Origin of the sequence: Mammaliicoccus sp. I-M35 (genome assembly GCF_022386455.1) — a bacterium.
GTDB classification, from domain to species: Bacteria; Bacillota; Bacilli; order Staphylococcales; family Staphylococcaceae; genus Mammaliicoccus; species Mammaliicoccus sciuri_A.
The window spans coordinates 186,685-205,267 of sequence record NZ_JAJNIL010000005.1; the positions used below are offsets into that span (position 1 = coordinate 186,685).

Sequence of the window (18,583 nt, forward strand, 5' to 3'; positions counted from 1 at the left end):
ATTTACAACCATACTGAGACAATAATATTTGTTTTAGTATGGTTGTTTTTAATTTTTAAACTTCGGAAGTATTTCCTTTTTTTAATGTTATTGTGAGTATTAATACTAATATTAACAATATCCCTAATATTTGAAATGGTAAAAACGCGACATTTAACCAAATTGCACTGCTTAATATTGCAATTACAGGTTCAATTGTTCCAAAAAATGCGGTTTCTTTAGCACTTAAATAATTCAAACTAGAAATAAAGAAAAAGAACGCAATCGTTGTACCTGCAATAATCCCAAATAAGAGATAGAAAATAGTTTGGCCATTTAATAGTTGAATATCAATATCCCAAATAGGCGCTTTAAAATTGATAAATATACCAGATATGAGCATTGACCATCCAACAACGAGAACTGACGGATATTTTTTTAATAAATTACCAACATAAATCGTATAAAAAGCTAATGATAAACCAGATATAATTCCCCAAATAATACTACTTTTAGCAACCATTAAGTTGTGGATACTCCCATTTGTTAATAATAAAAAAGAACCAGCGATAGTTAAAATAATGGCTATTAAATCAAATGCTTTAAAAGTGTCTTTCTTTCTTAAGACATACCAAATAATGATATAGACTGGCGCGATATATTGTAAAAGTGTTGCTACTGCTGCATTACCGTAATTGATGGATGCCATATATGAGTATTGAACGAGAAACATCCCAAAAATTGAAAATAGCAACAACTGAATGATACTGGCCTTATCTTTAAATATACTAAACAAGCTATGTTGTTTATGCGTTAATTTAAACAAGCATAATAGTAATACACCACTTATAAGCAGTCTTGCTGTGACATACCAATTCATATCAATATGTTGATGTTGAAATAAATAATCAGAAACTGTACCACCAAGTCCCCAAAAGCTAGCACCAACTATTGCTAAAGTTATACCTTTAATGCGATTATACTTGTCCATATGTTTCACCTTCATTTTATAATTATATATTGATTATAGTGATTTAAAACATGATATAATACATAAATATTGTGTAATAATATCAAAATATTGAGGTGATTGTTGATTGTATACTGAAATTATTGTTGAAGAAACAAGAGAAGAATTAATTCAATATCCTTATAAAAATTGGCATCATATTATTTTACATACTGTTTTAAACAAAACGTTATACGGATATATCCCCATTCATTGGCACAGTGCTTTGCAATATGTTTATGTCATTAATGGTGAACTTAAAGTTGGGATAGGTGAAGAGTTGATATATATTCCAAAAGGGCACGGGTTATTTATCAATTCTCAAGTTGTTCATGAAATAAATGAAAGTATGTCTGATACAGAATATTTTTGTTGGAATATTGATCTTGCTGATATGCATAAACAGATTGAGATGGAATATTTAACGCAAGTATTAGAATTAGCACATAAAATACCTTATATATATTTGTCACCGAATCTCTCTGAACATCAAATGTTGATTAATATTATTAAAGAAGCGGGTGATAAATTTGATAAAAAAGAACAACATTTTAAACTAGATATTTCAATTTGCTATTATGAGTCATTGAAATATTTGATAAATATCATGTCGCAAATTGAAACAGACGCACATTACTATTTTGATCAACGTATCAAAACATTGATTAAGTATATACAAGATCATTATCAATCTAAAATAACTTTGAATGATTTAAGTGACAATATCCATATGAGTAAATCTGAGACTGTTCGACTGTTTAGTAAATATGTTCATCAAACGCCATTTCAATATATCTTAAACTATAGATTAGAAAAAAGTGTCAGTATGTTAAATAAACATACAGATAAGTCGATTACAGATATTTCATACGCGTGTGGCTTTTCAACAACGAGTTATTTTATACAAAAGTTTAAAGAAAGGTATGGCCAAACACCAAAACAATTTCTTAAACAAATAAAAAAGTAAACGCTTTCTATTGAAAAATTATAATTATACCGATACAATATGATTAAATAGTTACAAAGTAAAGGGGATAATAAGATGGATATAAAATTAGTTGTTACAGATATGGATGGTACTTTTTTAGATGAGAATAGTGAGTTTGATAGAGAAGCGTTTGGTATATTAAAAGAAAATCTAGGTTCACATAATATTAGATTTGTGTTCTGTACAGGGAAACAATGTGAAAGAGTTGAAAATATTGTAGGTGATTTAACGAAAGATACATTTATCATTGGAGATAGTGCAACACGTATAAAATATAACGGTGAATTTCTTTACACAGCAACGATACAAAATGAACTAGGATTAAATATTATTGATGCTTTAACAAAAATAGATCCAGAGCAAACAATTATTGCATGTACGGAAGATGTAGCATATGTTCTAGATACTGTTTCTGATGAAGAGAGAAAAGCTGTACATGGGTCATATCAAAATGTTACATACATTAAAGAATTTACAGAAATTAAAAGTGATTTCTTGAAAATTACGGTTCATGACGCTTCAGGTAAATGTAAACAAACAGCACAACAAATTGATTACTTTAACAACGAAGTGTATATTATTGCATCTGAAGATTATTGGATTGATATTACGAAGTTAGGTGTGAATAAAGGAACGACTATTCATAAAATACAAAGCATATTAAACATTGATCCAGCTGAAACAATTGCTTTTGGAGACGGACTTAATGATATAGATTTATTCAAATCAGCTAAATATAAAGTAGCAATGGATAACGCCTATCCAGAATTGAAAAAAGAGGCAAACCTCATCGCTATCAATCATAACGATAGCGGGGTTATTAAAACATTAAATTTATTGCTTTCATTCTGATATCATGTTTTAAAGCGAAGAAAATAAACTAAATGTAATATAGTGAAAATGAGAGTGGGATAGAAATCTAATTTATTTAAAAAGATTTCCGTCCCGCTTTTTAGTTACGAATCAAAATCCAAATAATAGTAAATATCAAATTTACCTTTTTGTTGTGTGAATTGATATGATTTGGTATTTAGTCCACCAATTTCAAATCCATATTTTAAATAAAAGCGATTAGCATTTAAATTATTGTCTTGAGCAATCGTATAAATCCCTTTCATTCCTTCATCTTTGGCGAATTCTATAGCTGCATTTAACAATGTTGATGCAACATTTTGACCGCGGTAAGAAGAAGAGACTTTTAAATCACTTAAATACAAATATTTATTCCAATCCTTTTCAAAAACACCTAAACCAATACATTTGTTATCATCAAAGGCACCTATTGCAAAGCCTTTCTGATCAATTGAATCAAGCTGATAATCTTCATCAGGAAAAATCATCGTATCAGAACCAGTTAACTCTTCATGATATTGCCATGTATCAGCAGTTCTCGTAACGACAAGTTTACCGAACAATTCAAATGGTTCATTAGGTAATTTAAGTGCATGCTCATTATTTTTAGTAATACGTTCAATCGTTATCATAAATGATGCCACCCCCGTTTACATATCATAGCATAAGCGAAGAAAATGGTTTTACACTATTCAATACTAACAATACAATCCATGCTCAATCGTACTTTCTTATCCTCTGCAATGACTTCTAATTTTTTATGCTCACTATCAAATTTATTAATTTCACATGCTATTTCTTTAAAATAACCATCTTCCCAATATTTAATAAGTGCTTGTGGATTATAAAATATTTTCTCTGCTAATACGTTATTCAAATCATTTAATGCAGTTTCTTCTAATATAGGTTTCTCTACTTTTGTTTGATCGGCTATAAATTGTTTAATCATTTCATATTGTTGAGGCATTGTTGCAAATGGTGCCCATTTAATCATGCCTCTTCCTTTAGGAATATTACGTTGTAGATAATGATTAGGAATTTTGCGATAATCTGTCTCATATTTATAAGGTTCTGGTAAGTCAGGATTAATAATTTTCATATACAAGCTCCTTATTCATTTTATTTAAGCAATGGATCGCGTTATTCAAAGAAACGATCATCGTATTTCGTTGTGTTGAAGATGTATAAACATCACGATAAATGACGCGTAAAATCTTTAAATATCCCGTAAATAAAATGAACTTCTCAGTTCGGTAATCAAATGATTGAAGGTAGCGTTCAACTTTGTCTATTTCTTTATAAATGACTTCACCATTTAAAAATATCGCTGTATCATTAGTCGGTTCAACGCTATCTAACATGTAAATGTAAGTTTCAAATTTATGAATCATTAAGTTAATATACTTATTCATCACAAACACCTCCCGTAGAATCTTTTCTTTTATTATACGAACAAGTGTTCGTGTTTGTAAAGTGAAATGTGAGAGATAAATTTGACTTAATAAATGAAAATCTATTGAAAGCTTGTGTTATATTAAGCATACTTAAGAAAAAATTTTAAAATTAAAGTAGGTGAATAAAGTGACAATTGTGATTGCTGGTGGATCTGGTATGTTGAGGGATGCAACGAAATGGATTAAAGAACATTTTGATGATGATATTTGGCTACTTTCTAGAAATCAAAATAAATACTCAGAGGACTTACTTCATTCAAAAAATATACATTTTAAACAATATGATTATGAAAATGATAATGTGTTAGGTGATGAGCATATACGAGATGTCAATATTATGGTGAGTTGGGTGCATAGTAATGGTTATTTCAATCATCTTAAGTTCATTGAGAAAAATATAAGTATGGATAAGCATGCTGAACCAATTTATGTTCACGTCGTCGGTACAAATAAATTTGATGATGCTGAGTTTATTAATAAGCTTAAGAATAAAGGCTTTAATGTATTCACGGTAAAATTGGGTCATCGAGTAAATGATGATGGAACTAAACGTTGGCTGAATCATGAAGAAATTTCAAAGGGTGTTATTCAAGCTATACAATTAAAAAGAGATATACTAGTAAGTGATTGATGAGAAAAAGAAATTGAATTTAATATTGTAATATAGAAGATAATCTTATATTAGATTGTCTTCTATTTTTATATTCAATAGAATTAATTATTTCTAACAAATAATTCTGTGTAAAATAATTAAAAATTGTGGAATAAGTATATAAGGAGTGTTAGTATGAATGAAAATTTAATTATAAGATAAAAACAATTACAAAGGGGCGAGATTGAATGAAAATTAAAATTTTAGGGTTCAATCTTTTTGCTAAAGGTGGAACATCAAGAAGTAATATCAATTTAATTAAATCGTTTATTAAAGCTAATCATGAAGTTGTTTATTATAATTTTAAAACTTTTGATAAGACAGCGAAATTTAATACAATGATTAATGAACAATTATTTGATAAGCATTTAAGTTTCGAAGAATTTAAAACAAGTGAAGATTTTGTAAATGTAGATCTCGTTATACTAACGAGAGAAACTTTCTTTTATTTAGCAAGAGAAATAAAATCCATCAATCCAAATGCAATGGTCGTAGGGGAGATACATGGGCCATTAGCATATATTGATGATAACCAAGATTTAGCTTTTGATGCAATTGATGCGTATAGAGTGAGTTCTATTGATATTAAGCATGATTTCATCGAACGTTATGGAAAAGAGAATGTCTTTAATCAATATGTTGATGCGTCACATATTATTGTGAATGAAGAACCTAGTGTGACACGAAGAAATTTATTAATTAAAGCGAGATTTGAAGATAATATAAAGGATATTTCATATGTTATAAAAATGATGAATCGTATCATTAATGTTAAGGGGTATGATGATATACATTTATATATCAAGGGGTATGGACCATCTGAAATTTTATATAAGAATTTAATTCATTATTATCAACTAGAGGAACATGTTCATATGAATGAACGTGAACCTAAAAACTATATTTATATATCATCTTCTCCGTATGAAACATTAGGTTATTCTATATTAGAATCTATAGCAGAAGGAAATAAAGCATTTATTTACGCTGGAGAAGATGGTGTGCTTAAACGTATATATGAACCGTATCATGCCGTTCAATTTTTGGAGAAAGATATTCAAGAAGATAGTGAGCGCTTAATTGAGTTTATTGATAATAAATATACAAAGGAAGAACGAGGTGAAGATGTAGCGTTATTGAATGCAACATTTATTGATAGAGACTATGCTTCTGATTTTATTGAAGCATCTAAAGGATGTATGGATGGTTTAAAAGTTGGGTCAGGAAGTAAGTCACAAGTTACACAAAAAGTCCGCAAAAAATCAAAGCTTGAATATGGTAGAGATTTGTATGAACAATATAAGACTAAACCAGTTATTAGAACAGTGTTAAATAATGAAAAAGTCTTTAATTTTGCTAAAAAGAAATACGAAAAAAGAAAAATGGATAAGCTTAAACAGCAATATGATGCTATTACACCATTAGAAAACAAAGTGTTCATTGAATCATTTCATGGGAATAACTTTAGTGGAGATCCGAAATATATCGCATTATATATTAAAGAACATTTTCCTGAAAAAGAAGTATATGTAAGTTCTAGAAATGCGTTAGTAGATATGGAAATTAGAAATCATAATTTAATACCTATAAGGTTTGGTAGTGCCATCTATAATCAAACATTTAGGTCATGTAAATATGTCGTGGTGAATGGCAATACTTTAGATAGTGTGTTTAAACATAAAGATCAAATATTTGTACAAACATGGCATGGCTTTCCACTTAAAAGAATGTTGAATGATTTAGAAGATAAAACTGAAAGAAACGCTCAAGTCGCAGCATTTAAACCAAGAATGAAGAAGTGGGATTACTTATTAACCTCTTCAGCAGTAAACACAATGTTACTAGAGTCATCATTTAACATTCAACCAGAGCAGGACTTACAAATCCTTCAACTCGGTGCACCAAGAAATGAATATTTAATGAAGCATGACGAAACAGAGAAAGAACGCGTACTTACGAAATATTTCTTTACTAAAAGTAATGATAAAAAATATATTTTGTTCTGTCCGACATGGAGAAAAGAAAAAAGAGCATTATTGTCAAAAATCAATTTAAATATCTTATTAGAACAATTGCCTGAAGAATATGAAATTATTGTTAAATTACATCCTAACGAATCACATTTGAGAGTAACATATAGTGAATTAAGTGATCGAATTCATTGTTTTTATAATGAACTTGTAGACATTCAAGAACTATATTTAATTTCAGATGCCATGATTACAGATTATTCATCTACGATATTTGATTATGCACATTTAAATAAACCCATTTTCTTATTGCAAGAAGATACAGAAGTTTACTCAGAACAAATAGGTTTTTACTTTGATATATTCGAACTTGTCACAATAGAAATTGCAAGTAATGATGAACGCATACTGGCTAGACAATTACTAGAAAATAAACAACCAGATTATCAAAATATAACAGACCAACTATTACAAGATGACAAAATAGGTACCACTGAAAATATCGTGAATTATATATTTAAGTAAGTATTATACAAAGTGTTGATTTTAAATAGTTATCTTAGAACTCGTGAGTTAACGAAGACATTAACCCACAAGATTGGAGAACTCGTGAGTTAATGAGGACATTAACCCACAAGATTAGGAAACTCGTGAGTTAATGAGGACATTAACCCACAAGATTAGGAAAGTCGTGAGTTAATGAGGACATTAACACGCAAGATTAGAAAACTCGTGAGTTAACGAGGACATTAACCCACAAGATTAGAGAACTCGTGAGTTAACGAGGACATTAATCCACAAGATTAGAAAACTCGTGAGTTAATGAGGACATTAACCCACAAGATTAGAAAACTCGTGAGTTAATGAGGACATTAACCCACAAGATTAGGGAACTCGTGAGTTAACGAAGACATTAACCCACAAGATTAGAGAACTCGTGAGTTTATTCATCTTTTAACTCACGTCTATTCAAACATTTTTATTATACAAACCAAAAACCATCGCTACAGTCTATAGCGATGGTTTTTGATATTAGTATTTTATAATAAATTTAACGTGTTAAGTTCAGTTCTAAATCTAATGCTTCTTTTAAAACGTTGGACGTTTCTTGTGAATTTACGCCACAACTACCATATTTTTCAGCGAGTTTGAATGCTGTAACGTATAGTTCTAAACTGTCTTTCGCGATATCTTCTGCATTTTCTTCTACGGATGGATTTGCTCTAACCACTAATTCTGCAAATTTTTCTGGTTGGATTTCAATTCCCATGTTTAAATAAACACTCCTATTAGATTTTGTAACGTTACTAAACAAATGTGTTTGAATAACGCTCGTATTATGTATACCCTAATAAAAAATTAATAATCATCTCTTTTAAAATTTTTTAATTTGAATTAGAATATAGAGTGAATAGAGAGGATGTCAATATTGAGAATTTTATTTATAGGTGATATTGTAGGCAAACTAGGAAGAGAACAGTTAGAAACATATTTACCAAAAATTAAAGCGAGTTATAAACCAACGTTTACGATTGTGAATGCAGAAAATGCTGCACATGGTAAAGGTTTAACAGAGAAAATTTATAAAGATATTTTAAGAATGGGTGCCGACTTTTTAACGATGGGTAATCATACTTATGGTCAAAGAGAAATATATGACTTTATCGGACAAGCAAATAGAATGGTTCGTCCAGCGAATTTCCCTGAAGAAGCGCCAGGTCTTGGCATGAGAATTATTAGAGTTAATGATAAAGATATCGCAATCATTAATTTACAAGGACGTTCATTTATGCCAGCAATTGACTGCCCATTCAAAAAAGCAGATGAACTTATAGAACAAGCTTCAAAAATAACGCCGTATATATTTGTCGATTTTCATGCTGAAACAACTTCAGAGAAAAACGCAATGGGGTGGTATTTGAATGGTAGAGTAAGTGCCATGGTTGGTACACATACGCATATTCAAACATCTGATGAGCGCGTGTTAAATGAAGGTACTGCTTATATTACTGACGTAGGTATGACAGGTTATTATGATGGCATATTAGGTATTAATAAAGATGAAGTTATAGAAAGATTTATAACAAGTTTACCTCAACGTCATAATTTACCAGACGAAGGTAGAAAAGTATTGTCAGGTGTTATTATTGACCTTGATAGTGCGGGTAAAGCTAAAAAAATACAACGTATATTAATTAATGACGATCATCCATTTGAATAGTATCGTCCATTAGACTGATTTTTACTAAAACCCTTTAATTTCATAGGATTAAAAGGGTTTTTTTGTTATGATATAACATGAGATATTACATGGGGAGGCCATAAAATGAAATCACAAATTTCATGGAAAGTGGGCGGACAGCAAGGCGAAGGAATTGAATCAACAGGTGAAATTTTTGCAACTGCTATGAACCGTCAAGGATATTATTTATACGGATATCGCCATTTTTCAAGTAGAATTAAAGGTGGGCATACAAATAATAAAATTAGAGTATCGTCAAAACCAGTAAGAGCTATTAGTGACGATTTAGATATATTAATTGCATTTGATCAAGAGACGATAGAAGTTAACTATCATGAAATGCTTGAAGGCAGCATTATTATTGCAGATGAAAAAGCGAAACCACAAAATCCAGAAGATAGTAAAGCACAATTGGTTAGTTTACCATTCACAGGTGTAGCAAAAGAATTGGGCACTGCACTTATGAAAAATATGGTCGCAGTTGGTGCAACTTGTGCTGTAATGAATTTAGATACGACAGTATTTGAATCATTAATAAAAGATCTATTCGGTAAAAAAGGTGAGAGTGTAGTAGATTTAAACATTCAAGCTTTAAATGAAGGATATCGCTTAATGTCTGAACAAATGGACGATTTACAAAGTGAACATACATTAGAACCAACTGACTCAGAAGGTCATTTATTTATGATAGGGAATGATGCAATTGGTTTAGGTGCTGTTGCAGCAGGTGTTAGATTTATGGCAGCATATCCAATTACACCAGCATCAGAAATTATGGAGTATATGATTGATCGTTTACCAGCATTAGGCGGTACGGTTATTCAAACAGAAGATGAAATTGCAGCATGTACAATGGCTATAGGTTCAAACTATGCAGGTGTACGTTCATTCACATCTTCAGCAGGTCCAGGTTTATCATTAATGATGGAATCAATAGGTTTATCAGGTATGACTGAAACACCACTTGTGATTGTCAATACACAACGTGGAGGTCCTTCTACTGGTCTGCCAACGAAACAAGAACAATCAGATTTAATGCAAATGATTTATGGTACACATGGTGACATTCCTAAAATCGTATTGGCACCAACTAGTGCAAGTGATGCGTTCTACTTAACTGTAGAAGCGTTTAACTTAGCTGAAGAATATCAATGTCCAGTTATTTTATTATCAGATTTACAATTATCATTAGGTAAACAAACTGTCGAATCATTAGATTATAGCAAAGTTGAAATTCGTAGAGGTGCATTGGTTGAAGGTGATTTAGAAAAACAAGAAGATAAAGCGTACTTTAAACGTTATGCTTTAACAGATTCAGGTATTTCACCACGTATCTTACCAGGTACAAAAGGCGGTATCCATCACGTAACAGGTGTTGAACATGATGAAGAAGGAAAACCTTCTGAAAGTGCTGAAAACAGACAAAAACAAATGGATAAACGTATGCGCAAGACAGCTCAATTATTGATAGATGAGCCAGTAGAATCTAATGAAAAATATGAAGAAGCGGATATATTATATGTTGGCTTTATCTCAACAGCTGGTGCAATCGAAGAAGCTATTTCAAGATTGGATCAACAAAATGTGAAAGTCAATCACATTCAAATAAGACAACTTCATCCGTTCCCTTCAGATGTTGTGCAAGAAGCATTTAACAAAGCTAAAAAAGTTGTTGTAGCTGAGCATAACTATCAAGGACAACTATCTAATATTATTAAGATGAATATTAATCATCAAAATAAAATTATTAACCAAACTAAATATGACGGTACACCGTTCTTACCACATGAAATAGAAGATAAAGCGTTAGAAATCGTAAGTAATATGAAGGAGTTGATTTAATTGGCAACATTTAAAGATTTTAGAAATAATGTTAAACCAAACTGGTGTCCAGGTTGTGGAGATTTCTCAGTACAAGCTGCGATTCAAAAAGCTGCAGCTAATGTTGGGTTAGAGCCAGAAGAAGTTGCCATTATTACAGGGATTGGATGTTCAGGCCGTTTAAGTGGTTATGTGAATTCATACGGCGTTCATTCTATACATGGCCGTTCTTTACCATTAGCACAAGGTGTTAAAATGGCAAATAAAGATTTAACTGTTATCGCTTCAGGTGGTGACGGTGATGGATTTGCGATTGGTATGGGTCATACTGTTCATGCATTAAGAAGAAATATGGATATGACTTATATCGTTATGGATAACCAAATTTATGGTTTAACAAAAGGACAAACATCACCAAGTTCAGCTAAAGGATTTGTAACGAAATCAACTCCAAAAGGTAACATCGAACAAAATATTGCACCTTTAGAATTGGCGATATCATCTGGTGCAACATTTGTCGCTCAAAGTTTCTCTAGTGATATTAAAGAATTAACAAGTATTATTGAAGAAGCGATTAAACATAAAGGATTTTCATTTGTAAATGTATTTTCACCATGTGTAACGTATAATAAAATTAATACGTACGACTGGTTTAAAGAAAATTTAACAAAGCTTGCAGATATTGAAGGTTATGATAATACGAATAAATCTCAAGCAATGCAAACTGTATTAGATACTGAATCAATGATTACAGGTATTATTTATCAAGATAAAGATACACCATCATATGAATCACAAATTGAACAGTTTGATGAGCAACCGCTTGTTAAAAAATCACTTAAACTAGAACAAAATCAATTTGATGAACTTGTTTCTCAGTTTAAATAATTATATAATTATACCACTTTAAGCTCATAGATTTATCTATGAGCTTTTATACATAGAAAAGGGGGATTCGAAATGACAAATACATTAATGAGTATTCAAATTATTCCAGAACATCAACAAACAGGTGTTATTCCATTAGTTGATGAGGCAATCAGTATCATCGATCAATCGGGTCTTAAATATGAAGTGCATCCTTTAGAAACAACGATAGAAGGAGATTTAAATGCATGTCTTATTCTCATTGAACAAATAAATGAACGTATGGTTGAACTTGAATGTGACAGTATTATTTCTCAGATAAAGTTCTATCATGTGCCTGAAGGTATAACAATGGATACATTAACGGATAAGTATAAATCATAATTTCAAAATAATGAGTTAGAAGAAAAGGAGAATGTTATAGGAAAATATATTAAAGGGGATATGTAAATTGAAAACGGTACTTAAATTTATTAGACCGTATAAATGGTTGTTTATACTCGGTTTAATATTAATGTTAGTAGAATTAGCGGTTGAACTCATTCAACCCATTTTTATATCAGAAATTATTGATAACGGCATTTTAAAGAATGATTTGAACCACGTATATTTATATTTAATGATTATGCTTGTAACAGGATTAGTAGCCCTTTTATCAGGGATATGGAATAGTTTTGTTGCGGGTCATGTATCACAAGCATTTGCTTATGATTTAAGAACTGAACAATTTAAGAAAATCCAATCTTTTTCTTTAGCAACATTAGAGAGGTTTAAGACTTCAAGTTTAATTACGAGGTTAACAAGTGATGTAACCAATTGTGATCAAGCAGTATATATGTCAATTCGAATCATGTTACGAGCACCTTTAATGATTATTGGGAGCATTATATTAAGTTTTGCAGTCGAACCGAAATTAGCAATTTATTTAGTAATAGGTTCTCCGATTATTTTTATTATTATATTTGTAATTGCGCGAAAAGGATCTAAACTATTCACAAAAATACAAAGAAAATTTGATGAAATGAATAGATTTTTCCAACAGAATTTAGAAGCGGTTAGATTAATTAAAGCAAGCCAAACGAGCAAACAAGAAATCAATCAATTTAATGAAAAAATCAAAGATATTAGAAGCAATTATACATACGCGTTACGCCTCATGGAATTTATCAATCCTTCATTATTATTGATTATAAATGGCAGTATATTAGCTGTTGTATGGTTTGGTTCAGATATGGTCGATCATTCTACTTTAGAAGTTGGTAAATTAGTTGCTATATTAAATTATGGTATGAGAATGCAAGGTGGATTTGGGATGCTTGCTTTCTTAATCATGACACTTAGCAGAATGAAAGCATCAAGTGAACGAATTGAAGAAGTATTAATTACGCCATCAGATGAAAAAGTGTTCAATAATGAAATCGAACATAAGCCAAATTATGCATATCCTATTCAATTTAAAGATGTTTCTTTCACGTATCCAAATAGTCATAAGCCTGTTTTAGAACATATATCATTTGAAGTGAAACCGAGAGAAACTTTTGCCATTATGGGATCTACTGGTTCTGGTAAATCAACTTTACTCAGTTTGATACCTAAAATGTATAAAGTGACATCTGGAGAAATATTGCTTAACAATAAAAACGTAAACGATTGGGAAATTGAATCTTTAAGAGATGCAATTGGATACGTACCTCAAAAAGCATTGTTATTCTCAGGAACAATTTATGAGAATTTACAATTTGGAGATCCATCAGCCGAAAGTGAAATGTTAGAATTATCTTCAGAAAAAGCCCAAATACATCAATCTATCGAACGTTTTGATCATCAATATGATACGATGATTGGCCAACAAGGTGTGACGTTATCAGGTGGTCAAAAGCAAAGACTATCTATTGCTAGAGCACTTGTTAGGAAACCAGGTTTATTAATTTTAGATGATTCAACATCAGCATTAGATATTAAGACGGAATCTGCTTTATGGGATGCTTTGGAAGATGAAGAAACGACTAAATTAATTGTGACACAAAAAATTTCAACTGCTCAAACAGCAGATCGAATTATGTTACTAGTCGATGGACGTATTGAAGCGATTGGGACACATGAAACACTATTAGAAACATCACCATTGTATAAAGAAATTGCAAGTAGTCAAGAAAGTGCGGTGAGTTCATCATGAGTCTAAGAAACCCTTATGGTCATAAATCAGTATTTGAAGATAAAAATCGTACTCAAAATCCAACTAAAAAGAAAAAAAGAGCAAGAGATACGAAAGGTACATTATTAAATATATGGAAATTAATAGATGAAAAGCGAATACAATTGATTGTCGTAATTCTAATGATTATTTGTTCATCCATATTAAGTTTAGTTGGACCGTTTTTAATCGGACATATCATTGATACGAAAATTATACCGAAAGAATTAAATGGGCTGCCACAATATATCATACTGCTTGCTATTGTATATATAATGCTGTCAGTTACATCATATATAGGCTCATTTATGATGGTCAGTATTGCCCAGCGCACGGTATATTTATTAAGAAATCAACTCTTTAAACATTTTCAAACTTTGCCTGTCGCTTATTATGATCAAAAGCAACACGGTGAACTGATGAGTCGAATGCAAAATGATATTGAAAATGTATCACAAGTATTAAATTCATCATTTATACAGTTTACTTCTAGTGTCGTGACACTCATTGGTACACTTTCAATTATGCTTTATTTAAGTCCTTTACTTACATTATTGACGGTCATTATTATTCCAATCATGTTTATAAGTTTAAGATGGATTACTACACGAACAAGTGTGTTATATGCTTTACGCCAAAAACAATTTGGTATTATGAATGGATATATCGAGGAAATTGTAAATGGACAAACAGTAGTTAAAGCTTTTTCTCAAGAAAAGTATGTTATAGATACATTTAATGAAAAAGCGAAAGACGTGAGAGAATATAGTTTTTGGTCAATCACATTTGGTGGTTTAATACCGAAAGTAATGAACTATTTAAATAATTTAAGCTTTGCCATTGTAGCCGGTATTGGTGGTATATTAGCTCTTAATCAAACTGCTGGTGTTACAGTTGGGGTAATCGTGATTTTCGCTGAATATGCGAGACAGTTTACAAGACCATTATCAGATTTAGCAAACCAATTTAATACAGTATTATCTGCAATAGCAGGTGCCGAACGTGTCTTTGATATTATGGATGAGCCAAGTGAGAAAGATGATAAAGAGGCGCAAGATTATCAAAATATTAATGGAAAAATTGAATTCGAACATGTTGAATTCAAATATGATCCTAACCAAAAAGTACCGACTATAAAAGATTTATCCTTTAAAATTAATAACGGTGAATCTGTTGCATTAGTCGGCGCAACTGGTGCAGGTAAAACGACAATCGTGCAACTTATTCTACATTATTATGAAGTGAATAAAGGACGCATTCTTATTGATGGCATTCCAATTAATAAAATAACACGTGAATCTTTGAGAAGTTCTATAGGTGTCGTGTTACAAGATTCCTATTTATTTGATGGAACGATTAAAGACAATATTATGTATGGAACGCCAAATGCTACATATGAAGAAGTTGTAGAAGCTGCCAAAAAAGCAAATGCACATGACTTTATAGAAGCTTTAGAAAATGGTTATGATACAGTATTGAAAGGTGAATCTGGTTCATTATCTCAAGGTGAGAAACAGCTTATTTCTATCGCAAGATGTTTACTTCAAGATCCTAAAATACTTTTATTGGATGAAGCAACAAGTAGTATCGATACAGTTACTGAAATTAAAATTCAAGAAGCGTTAGATACATTAATGCAAGGTAGAACGAGTGTTATTATTGCGCACCGTTTAAATACAGTTAAAAAAGCAGACTTAGTCTTTGTATTATCACACGGTGAATTGATTGAATCTGGCTCTCAAGATGCATTAATCGAACAACAAGGCATTTATTATCATATGTTAAATACAAATGATGATGAACAAATAAAAGAATTAAATTAAAAGGGGATGCATTTATGGAATTCAGAGAAATAGATAAAGATATTGAATCGTTATTCACAGAATATATAAATGAATGGTATGAAAACGAAGAACACGTTGTTCCATGGGCGACTGACGTCCGTCAACACGGTGGTTTTGATAAGATGTTAATCATGTTAGAAGAAGCAATTGACCCAGTTGACGCAAACTTTGTAAAAGCAAAAACGTATGTACTTATTGATGATGATAAAATTGTTGGCGCTGTAAATATTAGATATGCCTTAAATGACTATTTAAATAAAAAGGGTGGACATGTCGGTTACGGTGTTAGAAAAAGCGAACGAGGAAAAGGCTATGCGACAAAGTTGTTAAATTATGCAGTTAAGAATTTAAATAATGAAGGTGTTCATTCTGTTCTTGTAACTTGTGATGAATCGAATGATGCAAGTGCGAAAGTCATTATAAATAATAATGGTGTAGAAGATGAACCGTATAAATCAGATGAAGAAGAAAATACGAGAAGATTTTGGATTAAGCATCTTTAAAATTAAATATTTGATACATGAAATGAAAGTGCAAAAATGTCGGAACATTTTTGCACTTTATGTTGAACTCTAATATAATATATAGGTATAAATATATGGGCAGAAAGGGTTTTGAAATTGAATGAAGAGCAAAGAAAACATGGGGCCAAAGCGAAGACAGAACCTAATTTAGAGAAGGATTATAGCAAGTACTTCGAACATGTTTATCAACCTCCAAATTTAAAGGACGCTAAACAAAGAGGGAAATCACAAGTTGAATATCATGATGATTTTAAAATAGACGAACGACATAGAGGTATGGGGAAAGGTCGTAAATTCTATATTAGAACATATGGTTGTCAAATGAATGAACATGATACAGAAGTAATGGCTGGTATTTTACAGGCGTTAGGTTTTGGACCGACGAATTCAGTAGAAGATGCAGATGTAATATTACTTAATACGTGTGCGATAAGAGAGAATGCTGAAAATAAAGTGTTCAGTGAAATTGGGAATTTAAAGCATCTTAAACAAGAGCGACCAGATTGTTTAATTGGTGTATGTGGATGTATGTCACAAGAAGAATCTGTCGTTAATAAGATTCTTAAATCATACCAGAATGTTGATATGATTTTCGGTACACACAACATCCATAGATTGCCTGAAATTTTAGAAGAAGCATATATGTCTAAAGCGATGGTTGTTGAAGTATGGTCTAAAGAAGGCGACGTCATCGAAAATTTACCTAAAGTAAGAAATGGTAGAATTAAAGCGTGGGTAAATATTATGTACGGTTGTGACAAATTCTGTACGTATTGTATTGTACCGTTCACTCGTGGTAAAGAGAGAAGTCGTATGCCTGAAGAAATTATTGCTGAAGTAAGAGACTTAGCAAGACAAGGCTACCAAGAAATATGTTTATTAGGTCAAAATGTAAATGCATACGGTAAAGATATCGAAGGTTTAAATTATGGATTAGGTGATTTGTTAAATGACATCACTAAAATCGATATACCGCGCGTACGTTTTACGACGAGTCATCCTTGGGACTTTGATGATCGTTTAATTGAAGTGATTGCTAATGGTGGAAATATCGTACCTCATATACATTTACCAGTACAATCTGGTAATAACCAAGTGTTAAAAATTATGGGTAGAAAATATACACGTGAAAGTTATTTGGAATTAGTTCAAAAAATAAGAGCAGCAATTCCAGATGTAGCATTGACAACGGATATCATTGTTGGCTATCCTAATGAAACAGAAGAACAATTTTTAGAAACAATAAAGTTGTATCATGAAGTTGGTTTCGAACATGCTTACACATATGTATATTCTCCGAGAGAAGGTACACCAGCAGCTAAGATGAAAGATAATGTGCCTGATAAAGAGAAAAAAGAAAGACTTCAAAGATTAAATAAAGTAGTTGGTGAATATGCTGCGGAATCATTGAAACCATACGAAGGACAAGAAGTGTTTGTTCTATGTGAAGGTTCAAGTAAGAGAGATGAAGCGGTATTAGCAGGCTATACTGAAAAGAATAAATTAGTTAACTTTAAAGCACCAAAAGATGTAATCGGCAAAATCGTAAAAGTAAAAATTACTGAAGCAAAACAATATTCATTAAATGGTGAATTTATAGATGTTGTATCTAAAGAAAAGGTGGTACATTAAATGTATACAAAAGATGATATTTTAGAACAAGCGCGTAAACTGGGGAAAATGATGTCAGAAACAGAAGAAGTAGATTTCTTTAAACGTGCAGAAGCGCAAATTCATGAGAATCAAACAGTCAGAGAAAAAATGGCTAGTTTGAAATCTTTACAAAAACAAGCAGTTAATTTCCAAAACTATGGTAAAGATAAAGCATTAGCTATGGTTGAAGAAAAAATTAAAAATATTGAAAAAGAATTAGATGAAATGCCAATTGTAAGTGAATTTAAAGAAGCACAAGTTGAAGTAAATGAACTTTTACAAATGGTATCTCATTCAATTAGCCACACAGTTACAAATGAAATTATTGAATCAACAGGTGGTAATCAACTTACTGGTGAAACTGGTGCAGCAGTTAGAAATGCGCCAAATACAAGTAGCTGCTCAAATTAATATTTAATATATTGCACACACGGTGCCTAACAAGGCTGAGAATATACGTGTAGATTTGATCCAGGTAATACTGGCGTAGAGATTGTGCAACTAAAGATTATATATGCTCATAATCATTAGTCT

General features: G+C 31.2%; 18 protein-coding genes and 1 riboswitch. Of the genes, 13 read left to right on the top strand and 5 right to left on the bottom strand.

Annotated elements, in window-relative coordinates:
• Positions 1-55 precede the first annotated feature (55 nt).
• Complete coding sequence (locus LQ679_RS07650; RefSeq protein WP_239762359.1) at positions 56-970, bottom strand: DMT family transporter; 915 nt, start codon at positions 968-970, stop codon at positions 56-58.
• A 106-nt stretch (positions 971-1,076) separates the two neighbouring features.
• Here LQ679_RS07650 and LQ679_RS07655 point away from each other — a divergent pair, with 106 nt between their 5' ends.
• Entirely contained in the window at positions 1,077-1,955 is an 879-nt protein-coding gene (locus LQ679_RS07655; RefSeq protein ID WP_239762360.1) for an AraC family transcriptional regulator, read from the top strand.
• 75 nt (positions 1,956-2,030) lie between these two features.
• On the top strand, positions 2,031-2,828 hold the full coding sequence (locus LQ679_RS07660) for a Cof-type HAD-IIB family hydrolase (protein WP_239762361.1): 798 nt from the start codon (positions 2,031-2,033) through the stop codon (positions 2,826-2,828).
• A 104-nt stretch (positions 2,829-2,932) separates the two neighbouring features.
• Here LQ679_RS07660 and LQ679_RS07665 read toward each other — a convergent pair whose 3' ends face one another.
• Genes LQ679_RS07665 through LQ679_RS07675 form a run of 3 tightly spaced genes read right to left on the bottom strand, consistent with a single transcriptional unit; the run spans position 2,933 to position 4,240 of the window.
• Positions 2,933-3,460, bottom strand: coding sequence for a GNAT family N-acetyltransferase (locus tag LQ679_RS07665; RefSeq protein WP_206167108.1), 528 nt, complete (start codon positions 3,458-3,460; stop codon positions 2,933-2,935).
• Between the two features lie 56 nt (positions 3,461-3,516).
• Complete coding sequence (locus LQ679_RS07670; protein WP_065381131.1) at positions 3,517-3,927, bottom strand: YolD-like family protein; 411 nt, start codon at positions 3,925-3,927, stop codon at positions 3,517-3,519.
• Positions 3,914-4,240 carry a hypothetical protein gene (locus tag LQ679_RS07675; protein WP_159315081.1) on the bottom strand — a complete coding sequence of 109 codons (327 nt, stop codon included), beginning with the start codon at positions 4,238-4,240 and terminating at the stop codon, positions 3,914-3,916. Before LQ679_RS07675 ends, LQ679_RS07670 begins: the two co-directional genes overlap by 14 nt.
• A 169-nt stretch (positions 4,241-4,409) precedes the next feature.
• On the opposite strand from LQ679_RS07675, the gene LQ679_RS07680 reads away from it, so the two are divergent.
• Together LQ679_RS07680 and LQ679_RS07685 are read left to right on the top strand one after the other, a co-directional pair.
• Positions 4,410-4,913 carry a Rossmann-fold NAD(P)-binding domain-containing protein gene (locus LQ679_RS07680; protein WP_126477444.1) on the top strand — a complete coding sequence of 168 codons (504 nt, stop codon included), beginning with the start codon at positions 4,410-4,412 and terminating at the stop codon, positions 4,911-4,913.
• A gap of 209 nt (positions 4,914-5,122) precedes the next feature.
• Positions 5,123-7,429 carry a CDP-glycerol glycerophosphotransferase family protein gene (locus LQ679_RS07685; RefSeq protein WP_126477443.1) on the top strand — a complete coding sequence of 769 codons (2,307 nt, stop codon included), beginning with the start codon at positions 5,123-5,125 and terminating at the stop codon, positions 7,427-7,429.
• Positions 7,430-7,955: 526 nt separating this feature from the next.
• Here the strand turns inward: LQ679_RS07685 and LQ679_RS07690 are convergent.
• Positions 7,956-8,174, bottom strand: a complete 219-nt coding sequence (locus LQ679_RS07690) for a hypothetical protein (protein WP_025905597.1) — start codon at positions 8,172-8,174, stop codon at positions 7,956-7,958.
• Positions 8,175-8,333: 159 nt separating this feature from the next.
• Between LQ679_RS07690 and LQ679_RS07695 the strand changes: the two genes are divergently transcribed.
• The 9 genes from LQ679_RS07695 (at position 8,334) to LQ679_RS07735 (ending at position 18,460) form a co-directional block, all read left to right on the top strand.
• Entirely contained in the window at positions 8,334-9,125 is a 792-nt protein-coding gene (locus tag LQ679_RS07695; RefSeq protein WP_037587854.1) for a TIGR00282 family metallophosphoesterase, read from the top strand.
• Positions 9,126-9,230: 105 nt separating this feature from the next.
• On the top strand, positions 9,231-10,988 hold the full coding sequence (locus tag LQ679_RS07700; RefSeq protein WP_126477442.1) for a 2-oxoacid:acceptor oxidoreductase subunit alpha: 1,758 nt from the start codon (positions 9,231-9,233) through the stop codon (positions 10,986-10,988).
• Entirely contained in the window at positions 10,989-11,855 is an 867-nt protein-coding gene (locus LQ679_RS07705; RefSeq protein ID WP_239762362.1) for a 2-oxoacid:ferredoxin oxidoreductase subunit beta, read from the top strand. It abuts the gene before it with no gap.
• A 72-nt stretch (positions 11,856-11,927) separates the two neighbouring features.
• Complete coding sequence (locus tag LQ679_RS07710) at positions 11,928-12,218, top strand: thiamine-binding protein (protein ID WP_025905601.1); 291 nt, start codon at positions 11,928-11,930, stop codon at positions 12,216-12,218.
• 67 nt (positions 12,219-12,285) lie between these two features.
• Positions 12,286-14,010 carry an ABC transporter ATP-binding protein gene (locus LQ679_RS07715; protein WP_239739439.1) on the top strand — a complete coding sequence of 575 codons (1,725 nt, stop codon included), beginning with the start codon at positions 12,286-12,288 and terminating at the stop codon, positions 14,008-14,010.
• Positions 14,007-15,851 (top strand): ABC transporter ATP-binding protein, encoded by a 1,845-nt coding sequence (locus tag LQ679_RS07720; RefSeq protein WP_239762363.1) that lies wholly within the window; start codon positions 14,007-14,009, stop codon positions 15,849-15,851. Before LQ679_RS07715 ends, LQ679_RS07720 begins: the two co-directional genes overlap by 4 nt.
• Positions 15,852-15,865: 14 nt before the next feature.
• Positions 15,866-16,375, top strand: coding sequence for a GNAT family N-acetyltransferase (locus tag LQ679_RS07725; RefSeq protein ID WP_239762364.1), 510 nt, complete (start codon positions 15,866-15,868; stop codon positions 16,373-16,375).
• Between the two features lie 117 nt (positions 16,376-16,492).
• Complete coding sequence (gene miaB, locus LQ679_RS07730) at positions 16,493-18,028, top strand: tRNA (N6-isopentenyl adenosine(37)-C2)-methylthiotransferase MiaB (protein ID WP_126477438.1); 1,536 nt, start codon at positions 16,493-16,495, stop codon at positions 18,026-18,028.
• The gene (locus LQ679_RS07735; RefSeq protein ID WP_025905606.1) at positions 18,029-18,460 is read left to right on the top strand and encodes a YlbF/YmcA family competence regulator; all 432 of its coding nucleotides are present in this window, start codon (positions 18,029-18,031) and stop codon (positions 18,458-18,460) included.
• Positions 18,461-18,468: 8 nt separating this feature from the next.
• A riboswitch (TPP riboswitch) is annotated at positions 18,469-18,560 on the top strand.
• Positions 18,561-18,583: the final 23 nt, after the last annotated feature.